The organism is Chromatiales bacterium, from assembly GCA_020445605.1.
In the GTDB taxonomy this organism is placed as follows: domain Bacteria; phylum Pseudomonadota; class Gammaproteobacteria; order JAGRGH01; family JAGRGH01; genus JAGRGH01.
Map to the genome: position 1 here is coordinate 1 of JAGRGH010000029.1, position 1433 is coordinate 1433.

Here is a 1433-nt window from a genome sequence, read left to right on the forward strand (position 1 = left end):
CTCCATCCATTGGTCAAACAGGCGGCCCTGTCATTTGATACCAAACAACGGGTCATAACCAATCTGGAGGTAGTGTCGAACGAGATACCTATTGGGCGCTACGAATTCGCCATTTACCAGTGGCGCTTCCACGGCATCAGGGAGGACTTGGTGCTTAAGCCTATCGCCTCGAACGCCATGGTGACCGACCATCTTGGTCGCCTTTTAGAGAGTGCGGCGGATTGTCCTGGCCCTATGCCAGACGTCCTTGGCGCTTCAGTGTGGGACGACTTGGACGCCCAGCACTACAGCTTGTGGAACGATGCAAGAAGCAGGCACCGGCAAAAGACCCAGGAACTGGCAGAGTACCGGCGGGAGAGCCTGTCCACCAGTCACCGGGCGCGGATCGCTCTTCTGGAAGAACAGCTCAGCCAAGCGACCAACGAGAAGATTCAGAAAATGCGTCGATCTCAAATCGCCGCCGCAGAGGCGGACTACGCAAGGCGAATCCAAGAGCTGGACATCGCTCTGGAGAGAGCGGATATCGTCGCCGGTCCGGTTGCGTATGGTGTGATGCATGTTTCCGGGGGAAGCGCCAATGCCGACTGACTACGACAAGATACGAGAGGACAATATCCGTGAGTACGGTCAAGGGACCCGCCACCTGTCCTTTCTGGGCCGACTGTACACAGATCGAACACATTTCGTTTTCGAGCTTCTTCAGAATGCAGAGGATGCGGGCGCTACCCGAATACTTTTTAGCCTTTTCGACGACAGGCTGGAGGTTACCCATGACGGCCGTCTTTTCAATGAGCGGGATGTCAGAGGGGTCTGCGGTGTCGGAGAAGGAACCAAAGCCGAGGATCTGACGCAAATTGGAAAGTTCGGGATCGGCTTCAAGTCGGTCTACGCCTACACGGCTACTCCGGAAGTCCACTCCGGCGGAGAAGGTTTCAGGATAGAGAACTACGTGCGCCCTTACGCGGTGACCTCCAAGCCAGCCGGTAACTCCTGGACCACGCTCTTTGTCTTCCCCTTCAATACTGAAGAAATAGCGCCAGAGACCGCAAGCAAGGAAATCGGCGCTCGCCTCCGCAACCTGAGCGCCAGAACACTTTTGTTCCTCAGAAGGATCAACGAAATCGAGTACAGGCTGCCAAACTCAAAAGGCGGGGTGTATCTGCGCGAGGAAATCGCCCGAGGATCCGCCCGACAAGTCAGCGTCATCGGTCAAAACAACGGCAAGGACGAGGAGGAAAACTGGCTCATTTTTGAACGACCGGTACCCGTACCGGGGAATTCGGAAACTGTGCGTGTTGAGGTCAGCTTCCGGCTGGAGGCAGAAGACAAGGCCGGAAAGAATCCCGAACGTATAGTCAAAGTTAAGGATTCTCCCCTGGTTGTTTATTTCCCCACAGAGAAGGCCACAAGGTTCGGATTCCTCATTCAAGGGC

General features: G+C 55.5%; 2 protein-coding genes. Both read left to right on the forward strand.

Going from position 1 to position 1433, the window contains the following annotated elements; all coding sequences use genetic code 11:
- Positions 1–588 (forward strand): hypothetical protein (locus KDG50_04680; protein ID MCB1864700.1); only part of this gene is annotated, 588 nt, incomplete at its 5' end.
- Positions 578–1433 (forward strand): hypothetical protein (locus KDG50_04685; protein ID MCB1864701.1); only part of this gene is annotated, 856 nt, incomplete at its 3' end. The genes KDG50_04680 and KDG50_04685, both read left to right, overlap by 11 nt.